General features: G+C 70.6%; 21 protein-coding genes. 15 read left to right on the top strand and 6 right to left on the bottom strand.

The features are described 5' to 3' along the window. Positions 1 to 10: 10 nt before the first annotated feature. The 5 genes from OHA77_RS35575 to OHA77_RS35555 all read left to right on the top strand — a co-directional run bounded on the left by OHA77_RS35575 (position 11) and on the right by OHA77_RS35555 (position 5,536). On the top strand, positions 11 to 1,105 hold the full coding sequence (locus OHA77_RS35575) for a substrate-binding domain-containing protein (protein WP_326823816.1): 1,095 nt from the start codon (positions 11 to 13) through the stop codon (positions 1,103 to 1,105). Continuing rightward, positions 1,098 to 2,108: a Gfo/Idh/MocA family protein gene (locus OHA77_RS35570; protein WP_406313652.1), complete on the top strand. Its 1,011-nt coding sequence runs from the start codon at positions 1,098 to 1,100 to the stop codon at positions 2,106 to 2,108. The genes OHA77_RS35575 and OHA77_RS35570 overlap by 8 nt, the downstream gene beginning before the upstream one ends. Beyond that, entirely contained in the window at positions 2,095 to 3,531 is a 1,437-nt protein-coding gene (locus tag OHA77_RS35565) for a sulfatase-like hydrolase/transferase (protein ID WP_406313651.1), read from the top strand. Before OHA77_RS35570 ends, OHA77_RS35565 begins: the two co-directional genes overlap by 14 nt. Before the next feature lie 94 nt (positions 3,532 to 3,625). Beyond that, the gene (locus OHA77_RS35560; RefSeq protein ID WP_406313650.1) at positions 3,626 to 4,471 is read left to right on the top strand and encodes a sugar phosphate isomerase/epimerase family protein; all 846 of its coding nucleotides are present in this window, start codon (positions 3,626 to 3,628) and stop codon (positions 4,469 to 4,471) included. 90 nt (positions 4,472 to 4,561) lie between these two features. Beyond that, the gene (locus OHA77_RS35555) at positions 4,562 to 5,536 is read left to right on the top strand and encodes an aldo/keto reductase (protein ID WP_406313649.1); all 975 of its coding nucleotides are present in this window, start codon (positions 4,562 to 4,564) and stop codon (positions 5,534 to 5,536) included. A gap of 171 nt (positions 5,537 to 5,707) precedes the next feature. Here OHA77_RS35555 and OHA77_RS35550 read toward each other — a convergent pair whose 3' ends face one another. After that, complete coding sequence (locus tag OHA77_RS35550; RefSeq protein ID WP_326823821.1) at positions 5,708 to 6,823, bottom strand: ROK family protein; 1,116 nt, start codon at positions 6,821 to 6,823, stop codon at positions 5,708 to 5,710. A gap of 128 nt (positions 6,824 to 6,951) precedes the next feature. On the opposite strand from OHA77_RS35550, the gene OHA77_RS35545 reads away from it, so the two are divergent. Genes OHA77_RS35545 through OHA77_RS35520 form a run of 6 tightly spaced genes read left to right on the top strand, consistent with a single transcriptional unit; the run spans position 6,952 to position 11,800 of the window. Further along, the gene (locus OHA77_RS35545; protein ID WP_406313648.1) at positions 6,952 to 7,680 is read left to right on the top strand and encodes an amino acid ABC transporter ATP-binding protein; all 729 of its coding nucleotides are present in this window, start codon (positions 6,952 to 6,954) and stop codon (positions 7,678 to 7,680) included. Between the two features lie 21 nt (positions 7,681 to 7,701). Then, positions 7,702 to 8,619: a glutamate ABC transporter substrate-binding protein gene (locus OHA77_RS35540; protein WP_326823823.1), complete on the top strand. Its 918-nt coding sequence runs from the start codon at positions 7,702 to 7,704 to the stop codon at positions 8,617 to 8,619. After that, positions 8,619 to 9,263 carry an amino acid ABC transporter permease gene (locus OHA77_RS35535; protein WP_326823824.1) on the top strand — a complete coding sequence of 215 codons (645 nt, stop codon included), beginning with the start codon at positions 8,619 to 8,621 and terminating at the stop codon, positions 9,261 to 9,263. Before OHA77_RS35540 ends, OHA77_RS35535 begins: the two co-directional genes overlap by 1 nt. Further along, complete coding sequence (locus OHA77_RS35530) at positions 9,260 to 10,084, top strand: amino acid ABC transporter permease (RefSeq protein ID WP_406313647.1); 825 nt, start codon at positions 9,260 to 9,262, stop codon at positions 10,082 to 10,084. Before OHA77_RS35535 ends, OHA77_RS35530 begins: the two co-directional genes overlap by 4 nt. Next, positions 10,077 to 11,057: an asparaginase gene (locus OHA77_RS35525; RefSeq protein ID WP_326823826.1), complete on the top strand. Its 981-nt coding sequence runs from the start codon at positions 10,077 to 10,079 to the stop codon at positions 11,055 to 11,057. Before OHA77_RS35530 ends, OHA77_RS35525 begins: the two co-directional genes overlap by 8 nt. Then, positions 11,054 to 11,800 carry a copper homeostasis protein CutC gene (locus OHA77_RS35520; protein ID WP_406313646.1) on the top strand — a complete coding sequence of 249 codons (747 nt, stop codon included), beginning with the start codon at positions 11,054 to 11,056 and terminating at the stop codon, positions 11,798 to 11,800. The genes OHA77_RS35525 and OHA77_RS35520 overlap by 4 nt, the downstream gene beginning before the upstream one ends. Before the next feature lie 114 nt (positions 11,801 to 11,914). Here OHA77_RS35520 and OHA77_RS35515 read toward each other — a convergent pair whose 3' ends face one another. Together OHA77_RS35515 and OHA77_RS35510 are read right to left on the bottom strand one after the other, a co-directional pair. After that, positions 11,915 to 13,213, bottom strand: a complete 1,299-nt coding sequence (locus OHA77_RS35515; protein ID WP_406313645.1) for an erythromycin esterase family protein — start codon at positions 13,211 to 13,213, stop codon at positions 11,915 to 11,917. Between the two features lie 363 nt (positions 13,214 to 13,576). Next, positions 13,577 to 14,197, bottom strand: coding sequence for a hypothetical protein (locus OHA77_RS35510; RefSeq protein ID WP_406313644.1), 621 nt, complete (start codon positions 14,195 to 14,197; stop codon positions 13,577 to 13,579). A 1,085-nt stretch (positions 14,198 to 15,282) separates the two neighbouring features. On the opposite strand from OHA77_RS35510, the gene OHA77_RS35505 reads away from it, so the two are divergent. Continuing rightward, on the top strand, positions 15,283 to 16,134 hold the full coding sequence (locus OHA77_RS35505) for a transposase (RefSeq protein ID WP_406313643.1): 852 nt from the start codon (positions 15,283 to 15,285) through the stop codon (positions 16,132 to 16,134). Positions 16,135 to 16,398: 264 nt separating this feature from the next. Here OHA77_RS35505 and OHA77_RS35500 read toward each other — a convergent pair whose 3' ends face one another. Next, a complete protein-coding gene (locus OHA77_RS35500) occupies positions 16,399 to 17,274 on the bottom strand; it encodes a YceI family protein (RefSeq protein WP_406313642.1) in 876 nt (291 codons plus the stop codon). Positions 17,275 to 17,353: 79 nt separating this feature from the next. Then, the gene (locus OHA77_RS35495) at positions 17,354 to 19,663 is read right to left on the bottom strand and encodes an MFS transporter (RefSeq protein WP_406313641.1); all 2,310 of its coding nucleotides are present in this window, start codon (positions 19,661 to 19,663) and stop codon (positions 17,354 to 17,356) included. 181 nt (positions 19,664 to 19,844) lie between these two features. Between OHA77_RS35495 and OHA77_RS35490 the strand changes: the two genes are divergently transcribed. Beyond that, on the top strand, positions 19,845 to 20,495 hold the full coding sequence (locus OHA77_RS35490) for a TetR/AcrR family transcriptional regulator (RefSeq protein ID WP_406319927.1): 651 nt from the start codon (positions 19,845 to 19,847) through the stop codon (positions 20,493 to 20,495). A gap of 74 nt (positions 20,496 to 20,569) precedes the next feature. Here OHA77_RS35490 and OHA77_RS35485 read toward each other — a convergent pair whose 3' ends face one another. Next, on the bottom strand, positions 20,570 to 21,571 hold the full coding sequence (locus OHA77_RS35485) for a TerC/Alx family metal homeostasis membrane protein (RefSeq protein ID WP_406313640.1): 1,002 nt from the start codon (positions 21,569 to 21,571) through the stop codon (positions 20,570 to 20,572). 677 nt (positions 21,572 to 22,248) lie between these two features. Between OHA77_RS35485 and polX the strand changes: the two genes are divergently transcribed. Then, on the top strand, positions 22,249 to 23,931 hold the full coding sequence (gene polX, locus OHA77_RS35480) for a DNA polymerase/3'-5' exonuclease PolX (RefSeq protein WP_406313639.1): 1,683 nt from the start codon (positions 22,249 to 22,251) through the stop codon (positions 23,929 to 23,931). An 83-nt stretch (positions 23,932 to 24,014) separates the two neighbouring features. Beyond that, a complete protein-coding gene (locus OHA77_RS35475; RefSeq protein WP_406313638.1) occupies positions 24,015 to 25,223 on the top strand; it encodes a sulfite oxidase in 1,209 nt (402 codons plus the stop codon). The last annotated feature ends 103 nt before the right edge of the window (positions 25,224 to 25,326 follow it).

Raw genomic sequence — 25,326 nt, 5'->3', positions numbered from 1 at the left:
GACCCCCGCCATGCCGGAGATGCGAGAACTGAAGTTCCGCAGGCTCGCCGCCGAGCTTCGTGCGGAGATCCGCTCGGGTCTCTGGGCGGCCGGCGCCAAACTGCCCACCGAGCAGGAGATCTCCCGCACCCACGGGGTCAGTCTCACCACGGTCCGCCGCGCGGTGGACGAACTCGTCGAAGAGGCGCTCGTGGTCCGGCGGCAGGGATCGGGCACCTTCGTGGTCCAGCAGGCGCCGGCCGTCCGGGGTGAGGCCGCGCTCGTCGGTGTGGTCGTGCCGGACACCACGCTGTACTACCCGAAGGTCCTGGAGGGCATCGAGGAGGCGCTGACCGCCGCCGGGGCACGGCTGATGCTGGCCTGCTCCCGCTACCGGCCGGTCGAGGAGGAGGCCGCGCTGCGGCGGATGCTCGACTCCGGCGTGGACGGCCTGCTCGTCGTCCCCACGCTCATCGGCCGCGCGGACCCCGCGGCCGTCATCGACCACCTGACCGGCCTGCCGGTGCCCGCCGTACTGATCGAACGCGGCCTGGACTCCGGTGACGACCCCAGCGAGCACGTCCGCACCGACCACGCGGCCGGGGGCTACGCGGCCGTGCGCCACCTCGCCGCGCTCGGCCACACCCGGCTGGCCCTGCTCACCCGCTCGGGCAACCCCACCAGCGCACCGGTCGGCCGGGGCTTCGAGAAGGCGGTGGCGGACCTGGGCCTGTGGACCGCCGAACCGTTCTCCACCCCGCAGATCGAGTGGAGCGCCGAGGTCGCCGACGGACAGGTGCGCCGCGTGGTGTCCGAGGGCGTCACGGCCCTGGTCTGCTTCGGCGACCGTGAGGCCATCATGGTGGTCTCCGCCGCCCGGCGGGCCGGTCTGTCCGTACCCGAGGACCTGGCGGTCGTCGCCTACGACGACGAGATCGCCGAACTGGCGGAGGTGCCGCTCACCGCGGTCTCCCCGCCCAAACGACATCTCGGCCGCCACGCGGCCGAGCTCCTGCTCCGCCGCCTGCGTGAGCCGGACCTGCCCAGACACCAGGTATGGCTGCGCCCCGGCATCGTCGTGCGCCGATCATGCGGCGCCTCGTTGAGAGAGATCACAAGTGACTGAACTCCGTCTGGGTCTGATCGGCGCGGGCGCCGTCGGCGTACTGCACGCCGACGCGTCGCTCCGGGTGCCCGGCCTCCGGGTGGGCGCCGTCTGCGACGTGAATCCGGAGGCCGCGCACCGGGTCGCCGCACCCCACGGCGTCCCGGTGCACGCCGACCACCGCGACCTGATCGCCTCGGGTGAGGTGGACGCCGTGGTGGTCAACACCCCGCACGCGCTGCACACCGCGATCGTGTGCGACGCGGCGGCGGCCGGGCTGCACGTCCTGGTCGAGAAACCCATGGCCACCTCGCTCGCCGACTGCGATCTGATGATCGACGCCTGCGCGGCCGCCGGGGTGCGGCTGGCCGTCGGGCACATCCAGCGCTTCCTGCCCGACAAGGTCGCGGCGATGACCGCGCTTGCGGCCGGGGAGATCGGCGAGACGCTGATGATGTCCGACCGGCGTGGCTCCGACTACCGGCCCGGCTCGCGTCCCGGCTGGTTCCTCGACCCGGAGATCGCCGGCGGAGGGGTGTTCATCAACATCGGCGCGCACACCGTGGACCGGCTGGTGTGGCTGTCCGGCCGCCGGGTCGAACGGGTGGAGGCCTCGCTGTCCAGTTCCCTGGACGGCTCCTCGGTCGAGACCGACGTGCTGGCCAGGCTGGTCCTGTCCGGCGGCCTGACCGCACAGGTCACGGTGACCAGCACCGGCCCGCCGGCCCCGCACGACGAGGTCGTCGTCGTCGGCGAGACCGGCGTCCTGTCGATCTCCTCCCAGACCGGTACGGCGCTGCACCGGGACGGCGTGACCACCTGGCTGCACCGGCCGGGCGGCGACGACGTCCCTGCGGCCTTCGCCGCCCAGCTCGCCGACTTCGCCGACGCCGTACGGGACGGCCGGGAGCCCGCGGTGACCGGCGCGCACGGGCGGGACGTGCTGGAGGTCGTGCTGGCGGCCTACGCCTCGGCGGCGAGCGGGGCGCCGGTGCGGGTGGGGGCCGTCGTTGGCCAGCCGTGATCCCGACCGGCCCAACGTCCTGCTCGTCCTGAGCGACGACCAGGGCCCATGGGCCCTGGGCTGTGCGGGCAACGACGACCTCCGCACCCCCGCGCTCGACGCCCTGGCGGCTTCGGGTGTGCGGCTGTCACGGTTCTTCTGCACCTCCCCGGTGTGCTCCCCGGCCCGCGCGTCGCTGTTCACCGGAGAGATCCCGTCCCAGCACGGCGTGCACGACTGGATCAGCCGGGGGCATGTGGGCGACGGCGGGGTGGACTTCCTGGCCGGGCGCAGGCTCTTCACCGACGACCTGCACGACGCGGGGTACCGGCTCGGCCTGGTCGGCAAGTGGCACCTGGGCGCCAACGACCGGCCCCGGCCGGGCTTCGTGCGCTGGCTGGCGCACGAGAGCGGCGGCGGGCCGTACCTGGACGCGATCCTCTACGACGAGGGCGAGCGGGTCACGGCACCCGGGTATCTCACCGACGTGCTGACCGGCGAGGCGTGCGCCTTCCTGTCGGGCGAGGCGGAGCGCGAGGAGCCGTTCTATCTGTCGCTGCACTACACCGCGCCGCACACCCCGTGGAAGGGGCAGCACCCCCCGGTGTTCGAGGCGCTCTACGAGGGCTGTGCGTTCGACTCCTGCCCGCAGGGGCCGCCGCACCCCTGGCAGCCGGTGGGCCCGGACGGGGCCCCGGTCGGCGGCGAGTCCGACGTGCGCGCCGCGTTGACCGGCTATTTCGCGGCGATCTCGGCGATGGACGCCGGGATCGGCCGGGTGCTGTCCCGGCTGGCGGAGCTGGGACTCACGGAGTCGACGCTGGTGGTCTTCACCAGTGACAACGGCTTCAACTGCGGCCATCACGGGATCTGGGGCAAGGGCAACGGCACCTTCCCGCAGAACGTCTACGACAGCTCGGTCATGGTTCCGGCGATCGTGAGCCAGCCGGGACGCGTCCCCGGCGGCCGGGTGTGCGAGGCACTGCTGTCGGCCTACGACCTGCGGCCCACGCTGCTGGAACACCTCGGGCTTCCGGCTGCCGGCGGATTACGGCCCGGACGGTCGTTCGCCGACGTCCTCGACGGCTCGCCGGGCGAGGACCGCTCCCGGGTGGTGGTGTTCGACGAGTACGGGCCGGTGCGGATGATCCGGACCGAGGAGTGGAAATACGTGCACCGGCATCCGTACGGCCCGCACGAGCTCTACGACTTGGTGGCCGATCCGGGTGAGGAACGGAACCTGGCCGCCGCCCCCGAGGCGGCGTCCGTGCGCGCCGGTCTGGCCGGCGAGCTGGACGCCTGGTTCGCCACCTATGTCGACCCGGCGGCGGACGGCAGGGGGCTGCCCGTCAACGGGTCCGGCCAGACCGCGCCGCTACGGCCGGGCTCCGGACTCGGGGCCTTCGAGGCCGCGCCGTTCCCGACGGTCCCCCGGTACGGATGATCCGCAGACCCGGCTCCGGACGCGCGGGCGCCGGCACCGGCGCTCAGCGTGACCCGGGCGGGAACATCCTTCGAGAGAACATGTGGAGCCTGATGTGAAGCTGTCCTTCAGCACGCTGGGCCTGCCCGGCGCGGGACTGTCCGAGGCGATCGAGATCGCGGCAGCGCACCGGTGCGACGGGCTGGAGCTGCGGCTCCACCCCGACACCGGTGTCCACGTCGGCCTGCCGGGGGCGGGCGCCCGCCGTACGGCGCCGCCGGCCTCCGGGGTTTCCGGACGCGAGTGGCGGACGGCGGAGCGGGAAGGCCCGCCCGCCGACCGGCCACGGGTCCGGGCGGCACTGGCCGCCGCCGGGCTGGAGATCTCCGCCCTGGCCGGATACACCGGGATCTGCGCGCCGGGGGACGACGGGCCGGTGGTCGAGACGCTGACGGCCGAGCTGGTCCTCGCCGCCGACCTCGGGGCCCCTGGGGTGCGGGTGTTCCCCAAGGGGGACGATCCGGCGGTCGGGGCGCGGCGGCTGAGGGCGGTCGCGGCGACGGCCCGGCGGCTGGGCGTGCGGGTGCTGGTGGAGACGCACGACGCGATGCCCACCGGTGCGGCCGTGGCGCGGCTGCTCGACGAGACCGGTGATCCGGAGGCCACCGGGGCGATCTGGGACCTGCTGCACCCGTGGCGGCACGGTGAGGATCCGGCGGACACACTCGCGGCCCTCGGCGAACACCTCGCCTACGTGCAGGTCAAGGATGCCGGTCCCGATGGGACGCCGGTCCCGATGGGGCAGGGCGCGGTCCCGCTGGAGGAGGCGGGGACGCTGCTGCGCGAGCGGGAATACGACGGGTGGGTGTCGCTGGAGTGGGAGCGGACCTGGTACCCGCACGTCGCACCGGTGCAGGAGGTGATTCCCGGGGCGGCGGCCTGGGTGCGCCGCTTCTCCTGAGCCGCGCCGATCGGCAGCCGCCTACCGCCGATCTCCGCCGGAACCGTCGGTCGTAGGCTGGCCTGCGAAGTGAACACAGGAGGCTTAGCCATGGAATATACGCGTCTTGGATCAACCGGAACGAAGGTGTCGAGAATCTGCCTCGGCATGATGAGCTACGGCGATCCGGCCAGGGGCAGCGACTGGATCCTCGACGAGACCGCCGCGGAGCCGATCGTGCGCGGGGCCGCCGACGCCGGGGTGATGTTCTTCGACACCGCCGACGTCTACTCCGCCGGCAGCAGCGAGGAGGTCACCGGCCGCCTGCTCCGTAAGATCTTCCCCAGCCGGGACGACTACGTGCTGGCCACCAAGGTCTTCTTCCCCGTGGGCAGGGGCGTCAACGACGGTGGCCTGTCGCGCAAGCACATCCACTCCGCCATCGACGACTCGCTGCGCCGGCTGGGCACCGACTACGTGGACCTCTACCAGATCCACCGCTGGGACGCGGACACGCCGATCGAGGAGACCATGCTGGCCCTGCACGACGTGGTCCGCGCGGGCAAGGCCCGCTACATCGGTGCCTCCACGATGAGCGCCTGGCAGTTCGCCAAGGCCCAGTATGTGGCCGAGGCCAATGGCTGGACGAAGTTCGTCACCATGCAGAACCACTACAACCTGCTCTACCGGGAGGAGGAGCGGGAGATGAACCCGCTCTGCGCCGACCAGGGAGTGGGCCTGATCCCGTGGAGCCCGCTGGCCCGGGGCCTGCTCGCCCGTGCCGGGTCCGAGGAGGCGACCACCCGCGGCGGGAGCGACTCGCGCATCGACTTCCTCTACACCGACGCGGACAACGACCGCCAGATCCTCGACCGGGTCGCCCAGGTCGCCCGGGACCACGAGGTCCCCCCGGCCCAGGTGGCCCTGGCCTGGCTGCTCCGCCAGCCGGGTGTGTCCGCTCCGATCGTCGGCGCGACCAAGGACCGGCATGTCGAGGACGCCGTCGCCGCGGTCGACCTTGCTCTGACGGACAATGAGCTCGCCTTCCTGGCCGAGCCGTACCGCCCGCACGACATCGCCCAGTGACGCACGCGGTCACCCGCCCGTCCTGCCCCGCCTGAGCACGCCCGGTGGACCCGGCCATGCCCGTGACCGGTCAGCGCCCGCCGGGCGGCGCGGGCCGCGGGCGACCGGCCTCCGCCCGGCCCCGGAGGCACCGGGTCTCCCCGGGCCGGCCGCGCCGCACCGGAAGGCGGCTCAGTCCAGGACGGCGTCCAGGAGCAGCGATCCGGCGCCGAGCAGCGCCGCGTCGGGGCCCGCGCGGGTGACGGAGATCTCCAGGTCGCGGGTGGCCAGCGGCAGGCAGCGTTCGTAGACGGCCGCGCGGATCGAGGAGATCAACGGCTCGGCCGTGGACAGGCTGCCGCCGATCACGATGGCGTCGGGGTTGATGAAGTTCACCAGGACGGTGAGCACCTCGCCGATGAGATGGCCGGCGTTCCTGACCAGGGCGGTGGCCTCGGGCACACCGTCGTTGACGGCGGCGACGACGTCGGCGGGCCGCCGTACCGCGATGCCCTGCTCGACCAGGGCGTCCATCAGCGCCGCCCCGCTGGCGTAGGCCTCCAGGCAGTCGGAGTGGCCGCAGGAGCACACGACGGAGGAGTCGGACCTGACCCGGACGTGGCTGATGTCGCCGGCCGCGCCCCTCCCCCGGTGCAGGCGGCCGTCGACGATCACGCCGCACCCTATGCCGCTGCCGGCCTTCAGCACCATGAGGTTGTCGCAGCCGGGCCACGCGCGGGCCTCGCCGACGGCCATCAGGTTGGCGTCGTTCTCGACGAGCACCGGCAGGTCGTAGCGCGCGCCGAGATACTCGGCGACGGGGAAGTTGTTCCAGCCGGGCATCCGCGAAGGGGACACCACACGGCCGGTGGCGGGGTCCACCGGCCCGGGGATGCCGGTGCCGACCCCGCGCAGGGGGGCGCCGGACGGGCCGTGGACGAGCAGTTCGTCGAACACGGCCGCCATCCAGTCCAGGGTCGCCTCCGGACCCAGCGCGATGTCGCAGGGGCGTTCCTCGACGATCAGCGGGGCGCCGCTGAGGTCGAGCAGGCCCAGGCGGGCGTGGCGGGCTCCGAGGTCGGCCACCGCGAGCAGCCCGGCGGTGGGACTGATCCGGAGCCGCCGCGGCCGCCGCCCTCCCCGGGAGGTTCCGGCCCCCTCCTCCACGAGCAGTCCGGTGCCGATCAGCTCCTCGACGCGCAGGGAGACACTCGACGCGGCCAGGCCGGAGAGGCGGGCCAGCTCGGCGCGCGACTCGGCACGGCCGGTGGCGACGAGGCGCAGGAGATCGCCTTGGGCGCCCCGCACGGGCAACCTCTCTTTGCCTGACATGAACAGAGAAATACCACGTCTGCACTTACTACGGCAAAGTGTTGACTTCAGCCAGAGTCATCCATTACGTTCCGCTTTGTCTTCGATTTCGAAGGAAGATGGCAATGATTCAGGTGCAAAGGCTGAACAAATGGTTCGGCGATCATCACGTGCTGCGCGACATCGATCTTGAGGTGGCGCAGGGCGAGGTCGTCGTGGTCATCGGCCCCTCGGGATCCGGAAAGTCCACGCTGTGCCGCTGCCTGAACCGTCTGGAGAGCGCGGGTTCGGGCGAGGTCCTCATCGACGGCGTCCCCGCCCCGGTGGAGGGCCGCGAGCTGGCCCGTCTCCGGGCCGACGTCGGCATGGTCTTCCAGTCGTTCAACCTCTTCCAGCACAAGAGCGTGCTGGAGAACGTCATGCTCGCGCCGGTGAAGGTGCGCGGCGTCAGCCGTACCGAGGCGGAGAGCACCGCCCGGGAGCTGCTGGCGCGCGTCGGCATCGCCGAGCAGGCCGCGAAGCTGCCCGCCCAGCTCTCGGGCGGGCAGCAGCAGCGGGCGGCCATCGCCCGCGCGCTCGCCATGCGCCCCAAGGTGATGCTCTTCGACGAGCCCACCTCGGCGCTCGACCCCGAGATGGTCGGCGAGGTCCTGGACGTGATGGTCCGGCTCGCGGCCGACGGCATGACCATGGTCGTCGTCACCCACGAGATGGGCTTCGCCCGCAGGGCCGCCGACCGGGTGGTCTTCATGGACGACGGCCAGATCGTCGAGACGGCCGAGCCGAACGCCTTCTTCGAAGCTCCCACGACAGACCGGGCCAGGGACTTCCTGGCCAAGGTACTCACGCACTGATCGCAAAGGATGGTGGGCCCGATGGTGTCCATGAAGCGGATGGCCGCTGTCGCCGCCGTGTCGATGATCGGCCTCTCGGCCTGTTCCGGCACGGATTCGGGCAGCCCGGCGGTACCGGGCGAGGCCAAGGGCGGTGATCTGCTCGCCAAGGCGCCGGTGGCGGCCGCCGCCGACATCCTGCCCGGCTCCACGATGGAGAAGATCAAGCAGCGCGGCGAGCTGATCGTCGGCGGATCGCTCGACGCCCCGCTGCTGTCGCAGCAGAACCCGACGACCGGCGAGGTCGAGGGTTTCGACGCCGACATGGGCAAGGCGCTCGCCAAGTACATCATCGGCGAGCCCAAGGTGAAGATCGTCAACTCGGCCTCGGAGACCCGTGAGGCGCTGCTGAGCAACGGCACCGTGGACGTCGTCTTCCAGACCTACACGATCACGCCGGAGCGGGCCGAGCAGGTCGCCTTCGCCGGCCCCTACTACTCCTCGGGCCTGACCCTCGCGGTCAGGAAGGGCACGGCGGGCATCGCCAAGCCGGAGGACCTGAACGGCAAGACCGTCATCGCCGGCGCCAACACCCCGGCCATCCCGGCGATCAAGAAGATCGCCCCGCAGGCGAAGATCGTGACGTTCGGCAGCGACCCCGAGTGCATGCAGGCGCTCAAGCAGGAGCGCGGCGACGCCTACGTCCAGGACGAGACACTCCTGGTCGCCAACGCCAAGAAGGACCCGTCGGTCCAGGTCGTCGGATCGCCGTTCACGACCGACCCGTACGGCATCGGCCTCAAGCACGGGGACGATCAGTTCAAGAAGTTCGTCAACGACTGGCTGAAGAAGATCCAGGCCGACGGCCTCTGGCAGCAGACCTGGAAGAACTCCATCGGCACGGTCGTGCAGGGCGAGGCTCCCACCCCGCCGCAGATCGGATCGGTGCCGGGTTCCTGATGTCGGCGATCCTGGATCACCTGCCCGAGTTCTGGCAGGGCCTGATCGTGACCCTCCAGCTCACCGCGGCGTCGTTCCTCGGCGCCGCGGTGATGGGCCTGGTGATCACGGCCATGCGGGTCAGCCCGGTCGGCGTGCTGCGCGGGATCGGCACCGCCTACGTGGAGACCTTCCAGAACCTGCCCCTCTTGGTGCTGCTGGTACTCGCCGTCTTCGGCCTGCCGGAGATCGGGATCAAGGCCGACCTGCTGGTGACGGCCATCGTGGTCATCGCGCTCTACGAGGCCGCCTATATCGCCGAGGCCCTGCGCTCGGGCGTCAACGCCGTCTCCGCCGGGCAGGGTGAGGCGGCCCGCGCGCTCGGGCTGACCTTCGGCCAGTCCCTGCGGCACGTGATCCTGCCGCAGGCGCTGCGCACGGTGATCCAGCCGCTGGGCAACATCTTCATCGCGCTGACGATGAACACCTCGCTCGCGGCCGCGATCGGCGTGGTGGACCTGACCGCCGCGGCCAACCGGGTCAACCTGATGGAGGCCCAGCCCATCCCGATCTTCGTCGGGGCGGGCCTGGCCTACGCACTGATCGCCGCCGGTGCCGGGTTCGTCACCGGGCGGCTCGAACGACGGCTGGTGGTGGTCAGGTGAGTAGTCTGCTCTTCGACGAGCCCGGACCGCGCGCCCGCCGCAGGATCCGGATCGCGACCGTTGTGGGGGCGGTCGCGGTCCTCGGTCTGCTGGCGCTGGCCGTACGGCAGTTCGCCGCCGCCGGTCAGCTCGGCGCCGACCGCTGGCAGCCGTACGCGACGTGGCCGATGTGGCGCTACCTGCTCGACGGGCTCTGGTCCACCGCGCTGGCGGCGGTCGTCTCGGCGGCGCTCGCGATGGCGGCCGGCCTGGCACTGGCCCTCGGGCGGCTGTCCCGGCGGCGCTGGGTGCGCCTGCCCGCCGCCACGTACGTGGAGGTCGTGCGGACCGTCCCGGCGCTGCTGCTGGTCTACCTCGTGCTGTTCGCTCTGCCCCGCTACGGGCTGGACCTGCCGCTGTTCTGGAAGCTCGTGGTACCGCTGGCGATCTCGAACGCGGCGGCGTTCGCGGAGATCTTCCGGGCCGGGATCCTGTCCGTGGAGCGCGGCCAGGGCGAGGCGGGTCTGGCGGTCGGGCTGACCCACGGTCAGACGATGCGCATGATCGTGCTCCCGCAGGCGGCCCGGCGCGTGCTGCCCTCGATCGTCAGCCAGTCCGTCGGCCTGCTGAAGGACACCTCGCTGGGCTTCGTCGTCAGCTACGCCGAACTGCTCTACAGCGGCAAGGTCCTGGCGTCCTACAACGGCCTGCTCATCCAGACCTACATCGTCGTCGCGCTGATCTACCTGGTCGTCAACGCGTCGCTGTCCAAGCTCGCCCGCACCCTCGAAGCCCGCCGGCGGCGGGCCGGCCGACCACGAAGGAGACTCACCCGTGCCTGAACTCGTCCCACTCGACGGGGGGCGTTCCGGATTCGTCCCGCTCGCCGAGGTGGTGCGTTCCGGATTCACCGAGAGCGTGCACTTCGGCAGCGCCGTCGCCCTCGCGCCCGACGGCGGTGTGGTGGTCGCCCGCGGCGCGGTCGGCGCGCCGGTGCTGCCGCGCTCGTCGGCCAAGCCGTTCCAGGCACTCGGGTGCCTGCTGTCCGGCGCCGACCTGCGCGGCCCACGCCTGGCCATCGCCGCCGGCAGCCACACGGGTGAGGACTTCCACGTGCGCCTGGTCGCCGAGATGCTCGGCGAGGCGGGGCTGGGCTTCGACGCCCTCGGCTGTCCCGCCGACTGGCCGGAGGACGAGGCCACCCGTCACGCGCTGATCCGGGGCGGCCTGACCGCCTCCCCCGAGCGGATGAACTGCTCGGGCAAGCACGCCGCGATGCTCGCCGCGTCGGTGGCCTCGGGCTGGGCGGTCGACTCCTATCTCGATCCCGCTCATCCCGTGCAGCGACGGGTCCGGGACGTGGTCGAGGAACTCTCCGGAGAGCGGACGGCCCACGTCGCCGTCGACGGGTGCGGCGCGCCGCTGTTCGGGCTGTCGCTGACCGGTCTGGCGAGGGCCGTGCGGGGGCTGGTCCTCGCCGCCCCTGGAACGGCGCCCCGGGCGGTCGCCGACGCGATGCGCGAGCACCCCGAGTACGTCGGCGGGACCGGCCACGTCAACACCTCGCTGATGCGGGCGCTGCCGGGGGCGGTGGCGAAGGGGGGCGCCGAGGGCGTGCTCGTCGTCGCGCTCGCCACCGGGCACGCGGCGGCGGTCAAGGTCATCGACGGGAGCCCGCGGGCCACCAGCGCGATCGCGCTGGCCGCGCTCCGGGCGGCGGGGGGCGACGTCGCGTCCGCCGGGGAGTTCGCACGTGTTCCGGTACTGGGCGGGGGCGTCCCGGTCGGCGAGATCCATGCTTTGGAGGATGAATGAGCCTTACCTATGAGATCTGCATCGACAGTACGGCGGGCGCGCTGGCGGCCGAGCAGGCCGGGGCCCACCGGGTCGAGCTGTGCTCGGCCCTCTTCGAGGGCGGCCTGACCCCGACCCTCGGCACCGTCGAGGCGACCCTCGCGGCGGTCTCGTCGATCCGCGTTCACGTGATCATCCGTCCCCGGGGCGGTGACTTCATCTATGACGCGTACGAGATCGCGGCCATGGAACGCGACGTGGCGACCGTCCGCGAGGCGGGGGCGCAGGGCGTGGTGATCGGGGTGCTGACGCCTTCGGGCGAGGTGGACGCCGAGGTGGCCAAGCGGCTCATCGGCGCGGCCGGAGACCTCTCGGTCACCTTCCACCGGGCCTTCGACATGACCGCCGACCCGTTCGCCGCCCTCGACACGCTGGCCTCCCTGGGCGTCGACCGGGTGCTCACCTCCGGTCAGGACATCACGGCGCTCGAGGGAGCGCCGCTGATCGCGTCGCTGGTCGAGCGGGCGGGTGACGGCCCGATCATCATGCCCGGCGGCGGCATCACACCCCGCAACGTGAGCCGCGTGGTCGCGGCGACAGGGGTCAAGGAGATCCACTTCGCCGCTCTCGTGGACGCTCCCAGCCCCGCCGTCCACCGCAACCCCCACCCGTTCATGGGCGGCGAGCTGCGCCAGCCGGAGTATGCCCGCCTGGTCACCTCACCGTGCCTGGTCTCCGAGGTGATCGCCGCCTCCGGCGCCTGAAGGGTGGCGGCGCCGTACGGATGACGGCCGCGGCGTGCGCCGTACGGGGCCGAAAAGCGTGGCGCGCGCCGTACCGGGCCGGAGGGCGTGGCGTGCCGGACCGGCGTCTCCGGCTCAGACGCCGGTGGGCAGGGTCTCCAGCTCGCCGCGGCTCTCCCGCTCCATGTGCAGCGGCTGCAGCGCGGAGGTTCTGGCGATCCAGCACAGGGCGTCGTAGCGGTCGCCGACCGTGCTGGGCCGGTAGTTGCGCCGCTCCCGTATCGGGTCGTACACCACGCCGATGGCGCGGTGCCCCAGCCGGGTGGTCAGCCAGCGGGCGTCCGGCTGGTCGGCGAAGACGAACAGGGCACGGTGGTCCAGGTCGGTCTCCGGACTGCAGAGCAGGCCTTCGAGGGTGTCGGCGGGCGGCGGGGGCACCGACATGACCTCCATGGACGCCCCCCATCGGGGGGCCGCGACCACCTCGCCGTAGGCGGTGGCGAAGCCGACCAGCACGACGTCGTCCAGGCCGTACCGCTCCCTGGCCAACTGGCCGAGGTTGACGATCCCGTCCCGCGCCATGTCGGTGGCCCTCGCGTCGCCGATGTGGGTGTTGTGGGCCCAGACGACGGCCTTCGCACCCTCGCCGTGGAAGTGCAGCAGCCGGTCCAGGGTGTCGGCCATGTGGATGTCACGGACGTTCCACGACTCGGCACCCCCGCCGACCATGGCCCGGTAGTAGCGCTCGGCGGCCATCGAGACCTCGGCGTTCTGCCAGATGTTCAGCCGCTCGGCCGGGTCGGCGGAGTCGGCGGAGACCGTCTTCCGTACCCGGCTCAGCAGCTCCACCACCTCCTGCTGACACCCTGCGGGCACCAGCCGGGTGCCTCGGGCATACGCCTGCGGATCCTCGGTGTACGGCTCGAAGCAGCGGTAGGCCTCAAGCGCGTTCCCCAGGTAGTCGGGGTGGTATTCGTGCAGGTACAAGACGATGGCCCGGAGGGACTCCCACAGGCTGTAGACGTCCAGCCCGTAGAAGCCCGCCCGCTCCCCGGGCGGCAGGCCGGCGTTGCGGTCCCGCAGCCACCGGCAGAAGTGCGCGGTCTCCAGGTTGGCCCACATCCAGGTCGGCCAGCGCCGGTAGGCGTCAAGCACCTCCTGCGGATCCTCGGGCGCGCCGTCGGCCAGCATGACCGAGCGGTTGACCTCCCAGCAGTCCGGCCAGTCCCCCTCGACCGCCACGAAGGAGAAGCCGCGTTCCTCGACGAGCCGGCGGGTCAGCGCCGCCCGCCAGGCGTAGAACTCGTGGGTCCCGTGGCTGGCCTCGCCGATCAGCACGCACCGGGCCTCGCCGATGCGGTCCGTCAACGGGTCGAGGTCGGCCGCCTCCTCCAGCGGAAGGGCCATCCCCCGAACCTCATCCGTTCCGTTCATGCGACATCCGTTCCAGAAGACCAGGCTCCGGCCTCCCCCGGTGCCGGGAACGCGGAGTCGCGGCACGCACGTCGCCGGCCACCGTACTCAGCGCTCTGCGGCCCGGGAGGAGCCCTCTCCCGAGACGTTCCCGGCCCGCGGCGTTCAATCCCCATTTATATAGATTTATCGCTATTTGCGAAGTTCAACGTGGCGGTCCGCCGACGGGAAAGGGCTCCGCCGAACGGGTACGGAACCCGCCGCGGCTTCCTGGCACTTCCGACGGATCTCCCCGGACCGGGAATGCCGGAGGTGAAGACAGAGTCGTCGTGGTGGCCGAGTACGACGCGTCGACCGAGCCGGGCGGCATATCCGCCTACCGCGTCACACCTTCTCGGTCCACTGCTTGAAGTAGACCCCGGTGGGCTTTCCGGCGATGCCGTTTCCGATGCGCTTCACCCCCAGTCCGAACTTGCCATTCGTCCACAGTTCGTAGCTGTATAGCTTGTAGCAGGGGTACGCCTGTACGTATCCCATCCGTCCCCTCGGCACCTCATAGCGCGTCTGCTTCTCCACCGAGTAGCTCTTGGTGACGCTGAACCCCACGGCTGCGGACAGCATGCTGACCGGGGTGACTTGCATGGACGACTCGTGTGTTGCCTCAACCCCTTCGGAGATCGTCAGCACCAGTTTCCCCGGACCGCGACCCTGCGCGCTCCCGATCACCTTGCTCCTGGCGGTCGCACATTTGAGCCCGCGATATTTCGCGTTTTTCACCTTGCAAACGCTGCGAACACAGCTCGCGAGCTTCGCAGTGGCCGACTGCGAAGCGCTGGTGGCGCCGTACGCTTCGACTTTGGCCACTCCCGCCTTTGGAGTGATGCTTTCTGTCCCTCTCCCTGACGCCGCCACAGCGGCACTGGAACTGAGCATTCCGAGAACTACCACGCCGGCGACGACGCCGGCTTTTGCCTTACCAAGCATGTTTCTCCTCGTTCTGGTCATTGTTGCCTGCTCACCAAGCGCTCGCGGTCGCGTCACGGGAGCACAGGTATGGACAGCCGTGTCGTCTCGGCCTCCTCCAGCCCGCAAGATGTCTCGCGCTGATCCTCGACGGCATCGCTGTCTTGATCGCCAATGCGAAAGCGAAATAGCAGCTCCAAGCGACGCCCGGGCCGTGCTGGGCGGTCATCGGTCGTGTGGCACCGCGTCGCGACGGCGCGCCACTCTGCGATCAGTCGGCCTGTGCTCGGCCGAAATGGTCAAGGCGACCCTGCCCGAAGCGGGCCAATCGAGATATTGTGGCGAGGTGACGGAGATACGGTTGAGAGAGCGTTGACGACCGTCACTGAAACGCTTTCACCAGTGGTCTTGGAGGTGACGCTGAGCGACTTGTCGAGAGTGATGATGCGCAGCCCGTGGCCCCTGGCCGAACGACCGTCCTCTCATCGCGGCACATGCTGATCGCAGAGCCATGGACAGGCTGCCATTTCTTTCATCTGACCGTGAGCGTCGCGCCGACGTTGCCCACGAAGCCGTATCGCTGACGTAAAGTTTTGCGAGGCAGTCCTCGGTGATCACTTCCCTGATGTTCTCCGCCGCATCGGCGGATGTCGCGAGCCCGGGTATCCCTAGGCTGATGGCACCAGCCACGATGGCGCACTTAAGTTGCTGTTCATAGGCCCTTTCCCAGTGGTTCCACGGAATGTGGTGAGAACCCACGATGGGCGATGTCGCTGAAACATCACTGAAACAGCACTGACGGCCCCCACGCTTGCGTTAGGGGTCGCACCCGTTAATTCGTCGGGGGTGGCGGGTCGAGCCAGGCCGTAGTGTCGCCAAGGTAAAGACCGCAGGCGCAGTCGAGGGCTTCCTGCGGGGTGCCAGCCGGGTAGCCGGTGGGCAGGACGGACTTCTCGTAGTCGTCATGGCTGGCGCGGTAGATGGCGAAGCCCCAACTGGTGGCGGATCCGGCGTAGCGGAGCCGGCAGAGCGGCAGGGTGGTGCCGTCGGGGAGTCGGCCAGCGACGTAGGTGAACTCGCCGTGGTAGCGGACGGTGATGCCGGCGAGCTGGGGTCAAGGCCCTCGCGTGCGAGATGCCCACCTCGAGCGGAACTCCCTGGCCCGATGGGCCTGCCCCGAGCTGGCCCGCCATACGGCAGCCAGTGGCATCGTTCCCGCGCCCTCGGCGTCCACCGTGCACCGCTGGCTCGCCGACGATGCCCTGAAGCCCTGGCAGCACCGGTCGTGGATCTTTCCCCGTGACCCGCACTTCGCCCTCAAGGCATCCCGCGTCCTGGACCTCTACCAGCGGGAATGGGAAGAGGAGCCGCTCGGCGAGGACGAGTACGTGCTCAGCACCGACGAGAAGCCCGGCGCCCAGGCCCGCATGCGCATCGGCCTTCCGCTCCCGCCGGGGCCGGAGCGGGCGACGCGGATCGAGAGCGAGTACCACCGCCTCGGCACCCTCGCCTGCCTGGCCGCCTACGACGTCCACCGCGCCCGGGTCATGGGCCGGTGCGAGCCGACCACCGGCATCAGGCCGTTCACCACGCTCGTGGACCAGGTGATGCAGAGCGAGCCGTACGTCTTGGCAAGGCGGGTCTTCTGGGTCGTGGGCAACGGCTCCTCGCACCGGAACTGGGCGGCGGCAGCCCGGCTCAGCGACGCCTACCCGAACGCCCAGATGGTCCATCTGGGCGTCCACGCCTCCTGGCTCAACGAGATCGAGGTCTACTTCTCCGTCATCCAGCGCAAGCTCCTCACCCCCGGCGACTTCGAGGACCTCGATGAGTTCGCCGCCCAGATCATCGCCTTCGAGAACCACTACAACGCCGCAGCCAGGCCCTTCGACTGGAAGTTCACCCGCACCGACCTCAACCGCCTCCTGGCACGTATCAGGCAGCACGACCGACACGCACCGCACCCGCTGGCCGGATGAACCCCGACGAATTAACGGGCGCGACCACTACACCTCTTTGAAAACAGGCCCTAGTCGCAGCTTAGAAGGTTGCTTCCTCCCGAGGTCTCACCTGAGCCTGCCAAAGAGGGCCTTGGCGACGGAGCCGACGCTCGGGACCTGCACCCGGCCTTCCATTAACTGGCGACGAAGGTCCACTTCACGCTCCTTGATCAAGGCATGGAGAGCCATGATCAACCAGGTGAAGCAAGTGCAGTTAACTGAGCAAGACCGCAGAACCAGTGCCTATGGCAGGGACGCGCTCTGCACGGCCTGGATGTCCAGCTCCACCTTCAGCGTCGAACCGATCAGGTTGACCCCGGCCCGCACCACCTGGTTGTACGTCATCGTGAAGTCCTCACGGCGCAGCTCGGTCTCGGCCCGGAACGCCGCCCGCAGGCCACCCCACGGGTCTGAGCCGGTCCCGAGGTAGGCCAGGTGGAGATCGACGGGCCGCGTCACCCCGGCAAGGGTCAGCATCCCGTGCACGATCCACCGATCGGAGCCCGCAGGGGTGAGCCCGGAGCTGCGGTAGGAGATCGTCGGATAGGAGGCGGCGTTCAGGAAGTCGGCCGAGCGGAGATGGTCGTCCCGCGTGCTGTTCCCCGTGTCGATCGACGCGGCCGCGATGTCGGCGGCCACAGCGGAGGTCTCCGGGGACCGGCCGACCTCGATCCGCCCGGCGAACTCGGTGAACCGCCCCCGGACGGTGCTGAGCCCCAGGTGCTGGGCCGTCGCCGAGATCGCGCAGTGGGCGGGGTCGAGCGCCCAGATCCCGGGAGGGGGAAGGTCGGCGCCGCCCTGCCGGGCCAGCACCACCGTCCCCAGCTCGGCGGCGCCGGATCCGGTCACGATCGCCGTCAGCGCGGCCGGCGTGTATCCGGCCGCGGTGGCGACGGCCGTGTACACGCCGGGCGTCAGCGGGCGGCTCGACACGACCCCCTCGGCGTCGGTCTCGGCCCGTACGACCTGCTGCCCGGACGTGTCGGTCATCGTGACGACCGCGTGCTGGACGGCCCACCCGTCCTTCGTACGGATCCGGGCGTACAGGCCCCGCCGGCCGTCCGGGGCGCGTCGCTCGGCCTGCCGGCTGGGGTAGGCGGCCTCTTCGCTGGTGTACATGGCGCTCCTGCTCTCCCTGCTCGTCCTTTCGGAGCAGTCCTTGCGCTATCGCCGGAACCGCTGCTCCCGGCGTCGGGCGTTACTCGGTGTGGGCCAGCAACAGGTCGCGGTTGTCGTCTGGGCCGTTGATGGTCACGGTGTCGGCCACCGGCGGGTATCCGGTGGCGATGAGGGTGTACTGACCGCCGGTCAGGTCGGCGAAGGCGTACGCGCCGTCCTCGCCGGTGGTCGTGGTGCCGACCACGTTCCCGGCCGCGTCCAGCAGGGTCACCCGCGCATCGTTCAGCGGGGCGCCGTTCCGCACCCGTACGGTGCCCCGGATCCGGGTGCCCGGCCGCAGCTCGACGTCCTGCCTGGTCTGGCCGGTGCCGAGGATCTCGACCGGAACGGCGGCCGGGCGATGGGAGTCCGCGCTGACCGTGAGCGTGTAATTGCCCGAGCCGACCCCGGAAAGGCCGTAGGAGCCCTCCTCGTCGGTCGCGCCCGAGGTGAGAACCTCGCCGCGGGCGTCGGTCAACACGACCATCGCCTCGGGCACCGGCTTGCCCTCCAGGTCGCGCACGACACCGGTCAGCTTGCTCGAACCGGCGAGGACCAGGTTGAAGTCGACCGGCTGGTCGCCCACGGCGAGGGTGGCCACTTGCGGCTCGCGATGGGTGGCCGACGCGATCAGGACGTAGGTGCCGGCGCCGGGCGTCCAGATGCTGTAGCCGCCGTCGGCCAGGCTCAGGGCGCGGCCGAACTGGTGGCCACGCGCGTCGATCAGTGTCAGCGTGGCCTGGGCGACCGGGTAGCCGTTATCGCCCTTGACGAAGCCGCGGATCTCGACGCCGCCGTCCGGCCGGCCCGTCCAGGAGTCGTTCGGCGACGCGTGCGCGGGCTCGTCGTCGGAACGTGCCGCAGCGGCCGCGTGCGGCGTCGCACTGGCTGCGGCCTGGCGGGCGGCGGCCTGGTTGGCGGCGGCCTGGTTGGCGGCGGCCTGGCTTCGGCGGGGGAGGAAGAAGGCGAGCACGAAGGCGAGGAGGGCGGCGCCGGCGCCGATGGCCATGACGACGCGGAAGCCGTTCTGGGAGGGGAGAGCGCTGGAGCCGAACGTGGTGGTCATCTGAGCCAGCACGAGACCCGCCACCGCGCTGGAGACAGAGGTGCCGACGGCGCGCATGAGGGTGTTGAGGCTGTTCGCGGCGGCCGTCTCGGAGACCGGCACAGCGCCCATGACGAGAGCGGGCATGGAGGCGTAGGCGAATCCGATACCGGCCCCGATGACACAGGAGACCAGGACGAGGTGCCAGATCTCGGACATCAGCGCGATGTTGAGACCGTAGCCGGCGGCGACGATGATGGTGCCGATCATCAAGGTGATCTTGGGTCCCTTGGCCGCGGACAGGCGAGCCGCTATCGGTGCCAGGACCATCATCACCACGCCGGACGGCGCCATGACCAGGCCCGCGGCCAGCATCGACTGCCCCAGTCCGTACCCGGTGGCCTCAGGCAACTGCAGCAGCTGCGGCATCACCAGGGACATCGCGAACATCGAGAAGCCCAGCATGATGGAGGCGAGGTTGGTGAACAGCACCTGACGCCGCGCGGTGGTGCGCAGGTCCACCATGGGCTCACGGCTGCGCAGCTCCCACCAGCCCCACAGCAGCAGCACGACGACCGCCGCGACGAACAGGCCGATCGTGAGGCCGTCGGACCAGCCCCAGTCGGCGCCCTTGGAGATCGCCAGGAGCAGGCACACCAGCGCGACCGACAGGCCGGCGGCACCGACCAGGTCGAAGCGGCCGCCGCTGCGCACCGCCGATTCGGGCACGATTGTCAGCACCAGGATGGTGGCCAGCACGCCGAGACCGGCCGCGGTCCAGAACAGCACGTGCCAGTCGGCGTTGTCGGCGATGAGGGCGGCGGCGGGCAGGCCCAGGGCACCGCCCACGCCCAGCGAAGCGCTCATGAGCGCGATCGCGGAGCCGAGCCGGGCGGGGGGCAGTTCGTCGCGCATGATGCTGATGCCGAGCGGGATGACGCCGGCCGCCAAGCCCTGCAGGGCCCGCCCGATGATCATGGGCGTCAGGGAGTCGCTGAGGCCGCACACGACCGATCCGGTGATCAGCAGGACCAGGCTGACAAGGAGCATGAGCCGCTTGCCGTACATATCGCCCAGCCGCCCCACCACCGGTGTGGCCACGGCGCTTGCCAGCAGCGTGGCGGTGATCGCCCAGGTGGCGTCGGACGGCGAGGCTCCCAGGAGCTTGGGAAGCTCGGGAACCAGCGGGATCACCAGGGTCTGCATCACCGCCACCACGATCCCGGCGAAGGCGAGCACCATCACGAAGGTGTTCGACCTCGGCGGATCGGCTGCGTGAGCAGGATAGTCGGAGCTGGTGGCCATGCGAAGCCTCCGTTGCAGCGGGGGAAGGTGAAGGGGCGAGGTATATTTTAATTCAGTCGCTTGACTTAAATTTACCAGCAGCGATCCGACCGGTCTGAAGGAGGGGTCCTCGTGGGTCGAGGTGACGATGGCCTGCGCCGCGCGTCCACGAGCCGCAGGGAAGCCCGGTGCGGTGGTGATGATGATCGGTAAGACGGGACGGGCCGAGCGGGCCGGCGTGACCCGCGAGCGGATCCTGACGGCGGCGGAGCGGCTGTTCGCCGAACACGGGGTGTGCGCCGTGTCCAACCGCCAGGTCAGCGAGACCGCCGGGCAGGGAAACAACGCCGCGGTCGGCTACCACTTCGGTACCAAGACCCACCTGGTCCGCGCGATCATCCGCAGACACGCCGAGCCGGTCGAGCGGATACGAGAGCGGCTGCTGGCCGACATGGACGACTCCGCCGACGTCCGCGACTGGGTCGCCTGCCTGGTGCGCCCGGTCACCGAGCATCTGGCCGACCTGGGTCCTCTCACCTGGTACGCCCGCTTCGTCGCCCAGGTGGCGACCGACCCCGCGCTCCGCGCGATCATGGCGGAGGAGACCCGTGCCTCCCCCTCGCTGCGCCAGACCATCGAGGGGTTCAACCGGTGCCTGCCCGAACTGCCCGCCGAAGTGCGTGCCGAGCGCGGCGACATGGCCCGCCAGCTGATCACGCACACGTGCGCCGAACGTGAACGCGCTCTCGCCGAAGGCACCCCCACAGCGCGGTCCAGCTGGCACGACGCCGCGACCGGGCTGATCGACGCCCTTGTCGGGCTATGGCTGGCGCCCATAACGCCCGACCCCTGACACCGCGCCGATCGACCGTGTACGGCCGGCTCGGCTGAAGCGCAGGGAAGTCCCGGCGGCTTTGTACGCAGGCGCTAAGGCGTGCCGTGCCCGGCGGGCCGGGATGCGTGTTCCGCTTCGCGGCGGTTCGCATGGAGGCTCGTGACGGTGACCATGGCCAGGACCGCGATGATGACCCCGAGTGAGACCAGGGTGGGAATCTGCGGGACCCACGCCCAGATGCCGTGCGCCCAGTGCAGGACGAGCTTGATCCCGATGAAGGCCAGGATGACGCCGAGCCCGTGGTTGAGGTGCCGCAGCTTCGCCAGGACGCCCAGCAGGACGAAGTAGAGCGCCCGCAGGCCCAGCAGGGCGAAGACGTTGGTGGCGAAGACGAGGAACGGGTCCTGGGTCACGCCGTACACCGCGGGCACCGAGTCGACGGCGAAGACGATGTCGGTGGCGAAGACCGCCACGACGGCCAGCGCCAGCGGGGTGAGAGCGCGGCGGCCGCCCTCATGGACGACCAGACGGGAGCCGCGGTAGTCGTCGGTGACCGGCATGAAGCGCCGCAGCAGCCTGACCGTGCGCATGGAGGAGATGTCGACCTTCTGCTCGCGTCCGCCCAGCGCGTCCTTGATGATCTTCACGGCGGTGGCGATCAGTATCGCGCCGAACAGCAGGAACGCCCAGGTGCCGCTCTGCAGGACGGCCGCCCCGAGCGCGATGAAGATCGCGCGCAGCACCAGCGCCCCGACGATGCCGTACAGCAGGACCCGCTGGGCCAGCGCGGACGGGACCGCGAAGGCGGACAGCAGCAGCATGAACACGAACAGGTTGTCCACCGACAGCGACTTCTCCACGACGTAACCGGTGAAGAACTCCACCGCGGGAGCGGACCCGAAAGCCGCCCACAGGTAGACGCCGAAGACCGCGGGAAGCGCCAGGTAGAAGACCGACCACCCCACCGCCTCGCGCATCCGCACCTCGTGCGGGCGCCGGGTCAGTACGAAGTCCAGGCCCAGCAGCAGCGCCAGGACCGCGACGCTGAACGCCCACAGCCCCGGTGAACCGATCGTTTCGATGTCAGCGGACATGAGACCTCCTCGAACGCATCCAGCCGTTCGAGGTCTCCTTCACCCGCACCATGCGGGCGGCCGCCCGGGGATGTTATGAAACATCCGTACTGACCGGGACGGCACTTGGGAAGTACTCCCCTCGCCGTTCCAGGGTAGGTGGTTTCCCGGTCGCGCTCCACCCCGGGTGACGCCCGGTGCCCGGGACGGGCGGCGACCGTTTGACCAGGGCCCTGCGCTGGGCGGATAGTGGAATCGACGCGTAGGGGAGTACCCGCCGTCCGACACCCTGATCGTCAGCACGGTCCCCGGCCCTGGGAGGCCCGGCAGGGTGGCCCTCCTGGGAGACCCGGGGGGCGCGGGAAGACCTTCGCCCTGATAGCGACCTGTCTCCAACGAGGTCGGGGGTGGATCTCCATGTCGGTCGATCTGGTGCTCGAAATCCTGCTGGGCGTCCTGCTGACGATCTCCGCGGTCGTCACCGCCGCCGTCCTGTGGCCGGGGCCGGGGCCGCGGCCGCCGTCCCCCCTCGAACCGCCCGCCCCACGCCGTCCCCCGGCGCCCGGCACGGGGCGCGGAGGCGCGGCCGGTCCGGGCCGCCGTCATCGGAACGGCCGCCCCCGGCGTCATGGGAAGCGCGCCCGGCCCGGTCGGGGCGGCCCGGGAAAACGTCGGCGCGATCTTCTAGGCTGTGCACCATGGCACGAGCTAACGACGCCGTGGCGTCCGCCTTGGAGGAATACGCCGAGCTGTTCGCGATGAGCGGGGGCGACGCCTTCCGGGTGCGGAGCTACCAGAAGGCGGCCAAGGCGATCGCCGGGTTCCCCGAGGACATCGCGGCCACGGCCGTGCGGAGCGTTCCCGGGGTGGGCGAGGCGATCGCCAAGAAGGTCGAGGAATACCTGGAGAGGGGAAGCTTCCGCCAGCTCGACGACCTGCGGACGAAGGTCCCCGCCGGGGTGCGGAGACTGACCAGGATCGCCTCGCTGGGGCCGAAGAAGGCCGTCTTCCTCTTCCAGGAGCTCGGTGTCGACTCCCCCGAGGCCCTCGCCGAGGCCATCGCGCAGGGGCGGCTCAAGGGCGTCGCGGGCTTCGGCCCCAAAACCGAGGAGAACCTGCTCAAGGGCATCGAGCAGCTGGAGCGGAACAGCGCCAGGGTGCACGTCGGCGTGGCCATGGACCTGGCCGAGCGGATCATCGCCTCGCTGCCCGCCGAGCGGATCGCCTACGCCGGATCGCTGCGCCGGATGAAGGACACCATCGGCGACATCGACATCCTCGCGGTCGGCCCGGTGAGCCTGATGGACGACTTCAAGAGCCGGCCGTACGTCGCGGACGTCATCGCCTCGGGCGAGAAGAAGACCTCGATCCGCACCACCGAGGGCGTCCAGGTCGACCTGCGGGTGGTTCCGGCCGAGTCGTGGGGTGCGGCGATGCAGTATTTCACCGGCTCCAAGGAGCACAACGTGCACCTGCGCGAGATCACCGTGAAGAAGGGGTGGAAGCTCTCCGAATACGGCCTGTTCGACGGCGACCGGGTGATCGCGGCCGAGCACGAGGAGGACATCTACCGGGCGCTGGGCATGCAGTGGATCCCGCCGACGCTGCGCGAGGACGGCGGGGAGATCGCCGCCGCGCTCCGCGGCGAGCTGCCCGTGCTGGTCACGCTCGACGACCTCCGGGGCGACCTGCACACCCATACCGACCTGACCGACGGCATCGCCTCGCTGGAGGACATGGTCGCGGCGGCCCGCGCACGCGGCCACTCCTACTACGCGGTGACCGACCACGCGCCCGACCTGGCGATGCAGCGGATGACCCTGGAGGCGGCCCTGGAACAGCGCGAGCGGCTGCGCGCGCTGCAGTCGAGCCATCCGGAGATGCGGCTGCTGCACGGCACCGAGCTCAACATCGCCCCGGACGGCTCGGTCGACTGGCCGGCCGAGGTGCTGGCGGGCTTCGACGTGTGCGTGGCGAGTGTCCACTCGCACTTCAAACAGTCGCGCGAGGAGATGACCCGCAGGTTCATCACCGCCTGTGAGAACCCGCACGTGCACATCATCGGCCACCCCACCACCCGCAAGGTCGGCGGGCGTCCGCCGGTGGACGCCGACTGGGATGCGGTGTTCCGCGCCGCCGCCCGCACCGGCACCGCCATGGAGATCGACTCCTTTCCCGACCGCTCCGACCTGCCCGCCGATCTGGTACGGCTGGCACGCCACCACGGCGTGAAGTTCTCCATCGACAGCGACGCCCACGCCGTGCCCCATCTGGACAACCAGCGGTTCGGCGTGGGCATCGCCCAGCGCGCCTGGCTGACTGTCGACGACGTGATCAACACATGGCCGCTGGAGCGGCTGCTAACCTTCTTGCGTCGCTGACGGTTACAGATGCGTCACTCCCCCTTCGCGGATTGCATGCTTTTTTGGTAGGAAATATATGTAAGTGGAAGAGAGGGTGCCGCATGCCGTACCAGAACCCGAAGGACGAGACCGGTCACCGGCGTGCCCGCGCCGAGCGGCCCGCCGGAGGCGGCCGTGAGCGCCTCCGGCTCGCGGCCGTCGACGGGGAGCCGATCTCCGTGCAGGAGACGCCGGGGATCGTCAAACCGCTGCCCCCGGAGACGTTCGTCCGGCACGAGACCAATGCCGAGATGCGCTGGGAGGCGATGCGCGACGTCGGCTATCACGTGCCCAACGACCGTTTCTTCGTGCGCAGCCACACCTCGACACCGATCATCGACGTGGCGACCTGGCGGCTGGAACTGCACGGCACGGGGCTGCGCACCCCCCGGAGCTTCGACTACGAGGAGCTGACCGCGCTCCCCTCGGTGACGATGGACGTGGCGATCGAGTGCGCGGGCAACGGCCGGAGCCTCTTCGGCGCCCAGCAGGGCCAGGAGGTCTCCGGGACCCCGTGGCGGATGGGCGGCATCGGGGTGGCCCGCTGGCGCGGCGTGCCACTGGCCACGGTGCTGGAACGGGCCGGACTCACCCCCGACGCCGTCGACGTCATGCCCCGGGGGCTCGATTCCGGCTATGTCGCCGACGGGGTCGACTACGGCCGGGTGCGACGCCCGATCCCGGTGGCCAAGGCCCTCAAGGACGTGATCCTCGCCTACGAGATGAACGACCAGCCGCTCCCGCCCGACCATGGCCATCCGGTGCGGCTGGTCGTCCCCTCCTGGATCGGCCTGGCCTCGATCAAGTGGGTGGGCGACATCGAGGTCTCCACCTCGCCGCTGACCTCACCGTGGAACACCGAGTTCTACCGGATGTTCGGTGCGGCCTACCCGCCGGAGGGCAGCGCCCCGCTGACCGTCCGGGGCGTGCGGAGCGCCTTCGAGCTGCCCTGGGAGGCCCATCTCACCGCCGGGCGCACCCATCTGCTGTACGGACGGGCGTGGTCGGGCAACGGCCGGATCGCCGGGGTGGAGGTCAGCTTCGACGACGGCGCCACCTGGCACCGCGCCCAGTTGCAGGGCCCGCATGTCGGCCCGGCCTGGACCCGCTGGCATACCACCTGGCACCCCCTGCAGACCGGCCCGCACACCCTGCTCGCCCGGGCGACCGACGAGACCGGCGCGGTCCAGCCGATGCGCACCGCGCACAACGACTACGGCTATCTTTTCGACGCCGTCGTCCGCCATCCGGTGACGGTCGTGAACGGTTGACCACCCCCACCGCACACCGATCACAGGGTAATCACATACGCAATTCTTACCTCCCCGGAAAAGGATGCGATTTTTCCCTGTACGGCGCGCATATCGAATGAAC

Origin of the sequence: Streptosporangium sp. NBC_01639, assembly GCF_045209755.1 — a bacterium.
Lineage (GTDB): Bacteria > Actinomycetota > Actinomycetes > Streptosporangiales > Streptosporangiaceae > Streptosporangium.
The sequence above is the reverse complement of the archived record's forward strand: the minus strand, read 5'-3'. Positions and strand labels throughout refer to the sequence as shown.

Coding starts and splice junctions, on each gene's coding strand:
- OHA77_RS35575 (WP_326823816.1), top strand. CDS start 11: ATGCCGGAGATGCGAGAACTGAAGTTCCGCAGGCTCGCCGCCGAGCTT.
- OHA77_RS35555 (WP_406313649.1), top strand. CDS start 4,562: ATGGAATATACGCGTCTTGGATCAACCGGAACGAAGGTGTCGAGAATC.
- OHA77_RS35545 (WP_406313648.1), top strand. CDS start 6,952: ATGATTCAGGTGCAAAGGCTGAACAAATGGTTCGGCGATCATCACGTG.
- OHA77_RS35540 (WP_326823823.1), top strand. CDS start 7,702: ATGGTGTCCATGAAGCGGATGGCCGCTGTCGCCGCCGTGTCGATGATC.
- OHA77_RS35535 (WP_326823824.1), top strand. CDS start 8,619: ATGTCGGCGATCCTGGATCACCTGCCCGAGTTCTGGCAGGGCCTGATC.
- OHA77_RS35520 (WP_406313646.1), top strand. CDS start 11,054: ATGAGCCTTACCTATGAGATCTGCATCGACAGTACGGCGGGCGCGCTG.
- OHA77_RS35515 (WP_406313645.1), bottom strand. CDS start 13,213: ATGAACGGAACGGATGAGGTTCGGGGGATGGCCCTTCCGCTGGAGGAG.
- OHA77_RS35510 (WP_406313644.1), bottom strand. CDS start 14,197: ATGACCAGAACGAGGAGAAACATGCTTGGTAAGGCAAAAGCCGGCGTC.
- OHA77_RS35500 (WP_406313642.1), bottom strand. CDS start 17,274: ATGTACACCAGCGAAGAGGCCGCCTACCCCAGCCGGCAGGCCGAGCGA.
- OHA77_RS35495 (WP_406313641.1), bottom strand. CDS start 19,663: ATGGCCACCAGCTCCGACTATCCTGCTCACGCAGCCGATCCGCCGAGG.
- OHA77_RS35490 (WP_406319927.1), top strand. CDS start 19,845: ATGATCGGTAAGACGGGACGGGCCGAGCGGGCCGGCGTGACCCGCGAG.
- OHA77_RS35485 (WP_406313640.1), bottom strand. CDS start 21,571: ATGTCCGCTGACATCGAAACGATCGGTTCACCGGGGCTGTGGGCGTTC.
- polX (WP_406313639.1), top strand. CDS start 22,249: ATGGCACGAGCTAACGACGCCGTGGCGTCCGCCTTGGAGGAATACGCC.
- OHA77_RS35475 (WP_406313638.1), top strand. CDS start 24,015: ATGCCGTACCAGAACCCGAAGGACGAGACCGGTCACCGGCGTGCCCGC.